Origin of the sequence: Lentzea rhizosphaerae (genome assembly GCF_042649515.1) — a bacterium.
Classification (GTDB): Bacteria; Actinomycetota; Actinomycetes; order Mycobacteriales; family Pseudonocardiaceae; genus Lentzea; species Lentzea aerocolonigenes.
Genome location: NZ_JBHRZI010000013.1, coordinates 99613 through 105729, shown reverse-complemented (window position 1 = coordinate 105729; position 6117 = coordinate 99613). Strand labels below are relative to the sequence as shown.

8 protein-coding genes are annotated in these 6117 nt (G+C 70.3%); 6 read left to right on the top strand and 2 right to left on the bottom strand.

Annotated elements, in window-relative coordinates; all coding sequences use genetic code 11:
* Nucleotides 1-295: 295 nt before the first annotated feature.
* The gene (locus ACFOWZ_RS16050) at nucleotides 296-1501 is read right to left on the bottom strand and encodes an MFS transporter (RefSeq protein WP_382373150.1); all 1206 of its coding nucleotides are present in this window, start codon (nucleotides 1499-1501) and stop codon (nucleotides 296-298) included.
* Between the two features lie 122 nt (nucleotides 1502-1623).
* Between ACFOWZ_RS16050 and ACFOWZ_RS16045 the strand changes: the two genes are divergently transcribed.
* Nucleotides 1624-2277, top strand: a complete 654-nt coding sequence (locus ACFOWZ_RS16045) for a winged helix-turn-helix transcriptional regulator (RefSeq protein WP_382373148.1) — start codon at nucleotides 1624-1626, stop codon at nucleotides 2275-2277.
* On the opposite strand, the gene ACFOWZ_RS16040 is transcribed toward ACFOWZ_RS16045, so the two are convergent.
* Nucleotides 2255-2392, bottom strand: coding sequence for a hypothetical protein (locus tag ACFOWZ_RS16040; RefSeq protein WP_382373146.1), 138 nt, complete (start codon nucleotides 2390-2392; stop codon nucleotides 2255-2257). The genes ACFOWZ_RS16045 and ACFOWZ_RS16040 overlap by 23 nt on opposite strands.
* A 144-nt stretch (nucleotides 2393-2536) precedes the next feature.
* On the opposite strand from ACFOWZ_RS16040, the gene ACFOWZ_RS16035 reads away from it, so the two are divergent.
* From ACFOWZ_RS16035 to ACFOWZ_RS16015, 5 genes are read left to right on the top strand one after another with little or no spacing between them, the layout of a single operon-like run.
* Nucleotides 2537-3511, top strand: a complete 975-nt coding sequence (locus tag ACFOWZ_RS16035) for a sensor histidine kinase (protein ID WP_382373144.1) — start codon at nucleotides 2537-2539, stop codon at nucleotides 3509-3511.
* Complete coding sequence (locus ACFOWZ_RS16030) at nucleotides 3508-4140, top strand: response regulator (RefSeq protein ID WP_382373142.1); 633 nt, start codon at nucleotides 3508-3510, stop codon at nucleotides 4138-4140. The genes ACFOWZ_RS16035 and ACFOWZ_RS16030 overlap by 4 nt, the downstream gene beginning before the upstream one ends.
* Nucleotides 4141-4150: 10 nt before the next feature.
* Nucleotides 4151-4624 carry a cation:proton antiporter regulatory subunit gene (locus tag ACFOWZ_RS16025; RefSeq protein WP_382373140.1) on the top strand — a complete coding sequence of 158 codons (474 nt, stop codon included), beginning with the start codon at nucleotides 4151-4153 and terminating at the stop codon, nucleotides 4622-4624.
* Nucleotides 4625-4628: 4 nt separating this feature from the next.
* Nucleotides 4629-5804 carry a cation:proton antiporter gene (locus tag ACFOWZ_RS16020; protein WP_382373138.1) on the top strand — a complete coding sequence of 392 codons (1176 nt, stop codon included), beginning with the start codon at nucleotides 4629-4631 and terminating at the stop codon, nucleotides 5802-5804.
* Nucleotides 5801-6103, top strand: coding sequence for a hypothetical protein (locus ACFOWZ_RS16015; protein WP_382373136.1), 303 nt, complete (start codon nucleotides 5801-5803; stop codon nucleotides 6101-6103). Before ACFOWZ_RS16020 ends, ACFOWZ_RS16015 begins: the two co-directional genes overlap by 4 nt.
* Nucleotides 6104-6117 lie beyond the last annotated feature (14 nt).

Sequence of the window (6117 nt, the reverse complement as noted above, 5' to 3'; positions counted from 1 at the left end):
GGCTGCGCTCATGATCAACCAGGGTGCAGGTCACCGCTGCCGAGGTTAAAGATCAAGCTAAGAACCACCACCCAACCGGCGGCCACCGCACGGCACTCGACCACGCCCTGCAACGACCAGAGCAAGGTGACCACAGAAATTCGGTCCGGCACAGGCCCGACGAAGGAGGGCATGTGCCGGGTCGGCGAAGCCGCAACCCGCTCAGCTCGCCGACGCTGAACTGGTCACGCCGGTGGTGATGCAGGCGTTGCTTGGGTTCGGACCTTCACGGTCTCGGTCGTCCACACGGACGGCCTCACCTCCGGGTGAAGGCCAGTCCGGCCAGGGCGACGATCGCGGTGACCGCACCAAACCCGGCCGCCGTGGCCGCCGCCCCGACGACACCGATGAACACCCCGGACACGACCGCCGAGACACCCATCGCGAGGTAGCCGGCGAGGAAGATCGCGGTGAACAGGCCCGCGCGCTCGTGCGGTGCCACCTCGGGCACGAGCCCGCGGGTGGTGCCGCCGAACGAGAAGCCGATGCCGGATCCGCCGAACACCGCGGCGGCCCAGAGCAGCGGCAGCGAGGTGGTGCCGATGCCGGCGATGAACAGCACCGCGCCGATGATCATCGCGGTGGTCCCGACGGTGCGCAGGCGAGGGGCGCGCACCCGGCTCGTGAGGCCGGACGCCAGTGCCGCGGCGCCGAGGGCGACGAAGCCGGCCAGTGCGCCGACGACGGGGCTGTTCACCTTGAACACCGCTACCAGCACGACGGGCACGAGTCCCATGTAGAGCGTCATCGTCATGAACCCGCCGACGATGCCCGGCACCGTCGTCCAGTACAGCCGGCGCACCTGAGCGGGCAACGAGACGCGCGGGTTGAGCGAGGCCAGCGCGCCCGGCTTGCGTGCCGCGGTCTCCGGTGTGACCAGCGCGAAGATCGTGCCGAGTGCCATCACCACGGCCAGCACCAGCCACACGTCGAACACGGCGTTGTCGGCGAACTCGGCCAGCACACCTGCGAAGAGCGCGCCGATCCCCAGGCCCGCGAGCGGCGCCATGCTGGTCATCTGCGCGCCGAGCTTCTTGTACCGCTCCGGCGCGAGCTCGACGACGGCCGCGCTGAGCGAGCTCGACGCGGCGCCGGTCGCGACGCCCTGCACGACGCGGGCGGCGATCAGCCAGCCGATCGAGGGCGCGAAGAGGAACATCACCATCGCGACCAGGTCGATCGCGAGGGCGGCGATCATCAGGGGCCGCCGTCCGACGTGGTCCGACAGCGAGCCGATCACCATGATCGCGACCAGCAGCGAGAACGCGTAGACGCCGAACGCGAGGGTCAGCATCCACGGCGGGAAACCCCACTGGTGCTGGTAGATCGGCAGCAGTGGCGCCGGCGCTCCCGCCGCCACGAGAACCACGACCATGGCCGCCGAGATGCCGGCGAAGCCGATGCCCCGTGACACGGACGGCCGGCGCGGGGCGGTGACAGCGCGGTCGAGCACAGCGGTCATGACGGTTCCTTCACTGGTGGGGATGCGAGCGAGAACGACGCTAACCAGTGCACTTCGTTTTTGCAAGTAAACTTTTCTTTGAACAGTTCGCTAGGTATGGGCAAGCTTGCTACGCTCGATGCGTGAAGCGACGTGATTACGGCCAGTACTGCGGTCTCGCCCGCGCGCTGGACCTGGTGGGGGAGCGCTGGGCGTTGCTGATCGTCCGCGACCTCACCATCCGCCCGCGCCGCTACACGGACCTGCAGGCAGGCCTGCCGGGCATCCCGACGAACGTGCTCTCCACGCGCCTCAAGGAACTTGAGCAGGCGGGCGTGGTGGAGCGCCGCGTCGCACCGGCCCCCCAACGCGGCGTCGTGTACGCGCTGACGCCGGTGGGCCAGGACCTCGAACCGGTTCTGCTGGCACTGGGCCGTTGGGGTTCCTCCCAGCTCGGCGACCCGCGGCCGGGCGACGTGATCAGCCCGGACGCGGCGGTGCTGAACATGCGCGCCAACTTCCAGCCCGCGGAGGCGGCCGGCGTCACCGGGTCGTGGGAGATCCACGTCGGCGACCTGGTGGCGTACGCCGTGCTGACCGACGGCGAGTTCGAGTCGGGCATCGGCCCGGCGCCCGGCAAGCCCGATCTCGTGATGACCGCGCGCCTCGGTGCCGACGACGTGCCGTCCTACCGGGCGTTCGTGAAGGCGGCGAAGTCCGGGAAGGTCGACCTGGTCGGGCCGCGCGAGCTGCTGGACACGTTCCTGCGGGTGTTCACGGTTCCGAAGGCGGCCTGAGCGCGGCCGAGCCCGCCAGCAGCAGTCCCGCGGCGACGAGCAGAGCGTGCGGCACGAGCAGACCGGCTGCCACGAGAGTCACCGCGGTGGCGTGCAACGGCCAGGTGCGGGTCATCGGCGCCTCCCAGCTGAGTCGCGTCCCACCATCCGTCATCGAGCACGCCCCTGACGATCCGTCCTGCCACCCAACGTGAGCGTTGCGAACATGGGTGTTGCCACGGATGGACACGTGGCGTCCTCGCCCGTCAGCCTCGCAGGCGTGGCGGGAAGTGATCACGGAGAGGCGGCGCGCGTGTCGTTGTTCGGGCGGATCTTCCTGCTCAACGCCCTGGTCCTGGTCGCGGCGGCCGCGTTGCTCGTCTTCGGGCCCGTCACCGTGTCGACGCCCGCGCTCCTGCGGGAGGTGCTGGTGCTCGCGGCCGGGCTGGTGGTGATGCTCATCGCGAACGCCGTGCTGATCCGCGTGGGGCTCGCGCCGCTGGGCAGGCTCACCCGCGCCATGACCACCATCGACCTGCTCAAGCCGGGGCCGCGGCTGGCAGCCAGGGGCCACGGTGAGATCGCCGAGCTGATCACCACGTTCAACAGCATGATCGACCGGCTGGAGGCCGAGCGCGGGTACAGCGCGGCCAGGGCGTTGTCGGCGCAGGAGGCCGAACGGCGGCGGGTGGCGCAGGAGCTGCACGACGAGGTGGGGCAGTCGCTGACGGCCGTGCTGCTCGGGCTCAAGAGGGTCGCGGACCAGTCGCCGCAGGACATGCGCGAGGAGCTGCACCAGGTCCAGGAGATCACGCGCAGCACGCTGGACGAGATCCGCCGCATCGCGCGCAGGTTGCGGCCGGGCGTGCTCGAGGAGCTCGGCCTGGTCAGTGCGCTCAAGGCCCTCACGGCGGAGACGGGCCTGACCGTCAGGCAGTCGTTCGACAAGAACCTGCCCGCGCTCGACGCCGAGACCGAGCTGGTCGTCTACCGCGTGGCCCAGGAGGGCCTCACGAACACGGCTCGTCACGCGCAGGCCGACGAGGTCGAGCTCACCCTCCGCGGCCGTCCGTCCGAAGTGGAGCTTCGCCTGCGCGACAACGGCCGGGGGATACGGGACAACGCGGAAGGTGCGGGAATCAGAGGTATGCGGGAACGCGCACTGCTGGTCGGCGCCGAGCTCGCCGTCGGGCCCGCGACACCGAGAGGCACGGAGATCACGCTGGTGGTCAAGGCGAAGGAGGAGCGCGGATGACCGTGCGCATCCTGCTGGCCGACGACCACGCGCTCGTCCGCCGCGGTGTCCGGCTGATCCTCGACAACGAACCCGACCTCACCGTGATCGCGGAGGCAGGCGACGGGGCCGAGGCGATCAGCATGGCCCGCGCCGAGAAACCGGACCTGGCGATCCTCGACATCGCCATGCCGCGGCTCACCGGCCTGCAGGCGGCCCGCGAACTGTCGAGACTGCTGCCGGACCTGCGAATCCTGATCCTCACGATGTACGACAACGAGCAGTACTTCTTCGAGGCGCTCAAGGCGGGTGCGTCCGGGTACGTGCTCAAGTCCGTGGCGGACCGCGACCTGGTGGAGGCGTGCCGGTCGGCGATGCGCGGTGAGCCGTTCCTCTATCCCGGTGCGGTCAACTCGTTGATCCGCAACTACCTGGAGCGAGGCCTGCCGCCGAAGGCCATCACCGACCGCGAGGAGGAGATCCTCAAGCTCGTCGCGGAGGGCCACTCCTCCAAGGGGATCGCGGACATGCTCGTGATCAGCGTCAAGACCGTCGAGCGGCACCGGGCCAACCTGCTGCAGAAACTCGGGCTCAAGGACCGTCTCGAACTCACCCGGTACGCGATCCGCGCCGGGCTCATCGAACCCTAGGAACCCCAGAGTGAACGTCGAAGTGACGCCCCTGCCCGGCATAGGGGTCAGGCAGGACTTCTCCATCCGCGCCGGCCGCCGGATCGGGGTGATCTCCTACCGCGACGGCAAGTTCGAGCTCATCCTGTCCAAACAGGACGACCCGGACGCCACCGCCGCGTCGATCCCGCTCGCCCCGGAGGAGGCGGGGACGCTGGCCGGTCTGCTCGGCGCGCCGCAGCTCGTGTCGCAGCTCGCGAAGCAGCACCGCGACATCACCGGCATCACGACCCGTCAGCTGCCGGTCACCGCGTTCGCGAGCCGCACACTCGGGGACACCGCCCTGCGCACGCGCACCGGGGCGTCGATCGTCGCGGTCGTGCGGGCGGGCAACGCGCATCCGTCGCCGGGCCCGGACTTCCTCTTCGAGAACGGCGACCTCGCTGTCGTCGTCGGCACCGCGGAGGGCCTCGATGCCGCCGCGGACATCCTGACGGGCGGCTGAGCCAGTGCACGACACCACGATCGCGCTGATCCAGCTGGGTGCGGTCTTCTTCGGCCTCGGTCTGCTCGGCCGCGTCGCCTGGCGGTTCGGCATCTCGCCCATCCCGCTCTACCTGGTCGGAGGGCTCGCGTTCGGCTCCGGCGGGCTCGTCCCGTTGCACGGCATCGAGGAGTTCGCCCACCTCGCCAGCGAGATCGGCGTCGTCCTGCTGCTCCTGTTACTGGGCCTCGAGTACTCGGCGTCCGAGCTCACCACCGGCCTGAAGAAGTCGTGGATGGCGGGCGTGCTCGACATCGTCCTCAACGCGGCACCCGGCGCGGTCGTCGCGCTGCTGCTCGGCTGGGGCCCGGTCGGCGCGCTCGCGATGGCGGGCGTCACCTACATCTCGTCGTCCGGGATCATCGCCAAGGTCCTCGGCGACCTGGGCAGGCTCGGCAACCGCGAAACGCCCGTGATCCTCTCGGTGCTGGTGTTCGAGGACCTCGCGATGGCGGTCTACCTGCCGGTGCTCACGGCGGTGCTCGCGGGCGTCAGCTTCCTCGGCGGGCTCACGTCGGTCGGGATCTCGCTGCTCGCGATCACCGTGGTCCTGGTGGTGGCGCTCAAGTACGGCCGCGTCATCTCGGCCGTCGTGGACAGTCCCGACCACGAGGTGTTCCTGCTCAAGCTCCTCGGTTCCGCGCTGCTCGTCGCCGGAATCGCGTCCGAGCTCCAGGTCTCCGCCGCGGTGGGCGCGTTCCTGCTCGGCATCGCGATCTCCGGTTCCACGGCCGAGAACGCCACCCGCCTGCTGGAGCCGTTGCGCGACCTGTTCGCCGCGATGTTCTTCGTCGTGTTCGGTCTCAACACCGACCCGCGGACGATCCCTCCGGTGCTGTTGATGGCCGTGCTGCTGGCCGTGATCACCACGCTGACGAAGGTCGCGACGGGCTGGTGGGCGGCACGGCGCCAGGGCATCGGACCGATGGGCCGGGCGCGTGCCGGTGCCGCACTGGTCGCGCGCGGCGAGTTCTCGATCGTGATCGCGGGACTCGCCGTCGCGTCGGGCCACGTCAGCCCGCAGCTGGCCGCGCTCGCGACCGCGTACGTGCTGCTGATGGCGATCATCGGCCCGATCGCGGCGCGTTACGTGGAACCGGTGGGCGAGTTCTTCCTGCGCAGGCGGGCAGCGGCTCGGTGAGGTGGCCCGCGCTCCTGCTGGCTCTGCTGCTGGCGTTCGTCGGCACGAGCACGCGTCACGACGCGGCGGGAGAGCAGGGTTCGGGGCTGAACGCGCCGGTCTCGGCCGTGCACGGGCAGGCGACGGCGTCACCCGACGCCTGCTGGGCGTTGTGCGGCACCGCGACCGGCCCGCAGCCACCGCGGCAGGAGGTGCACACCGGCGCGGCGCGTGCGGTTCATCTCGACACGACGTTCTCAGGTCCGTGGTCCAGCAGGGCACCGCCGGGGGAGTCCGTTCCCGACTCCACCCACCCCTGACCTGAGGACCTGAG

Coding starts and splice junctions, on each gene's coding strand:
- ACFOWZ_RS16050 (WP_382373150.1), bottom strand. CDS start 1,501: ATGACCGCTGTGCTCGACCGCGCTGTCACCGCCCCGCGCCGGCCGTCC.
- ACFOWZ_RS16040 (WP_382373146.1), bottom strand. CDS start 2,392: ATGACCCGCACCTGGCCGTTGCACGCCACCGCGGTGACTCTCGTGGCA.
- ACFOWZ_RS16030 (WP_382373142.1), top strand. CDS start 3,508: ATGACCGTGCGCATCCTGCTGGCCGACGACCACGCGCTCGTCCGCCGC.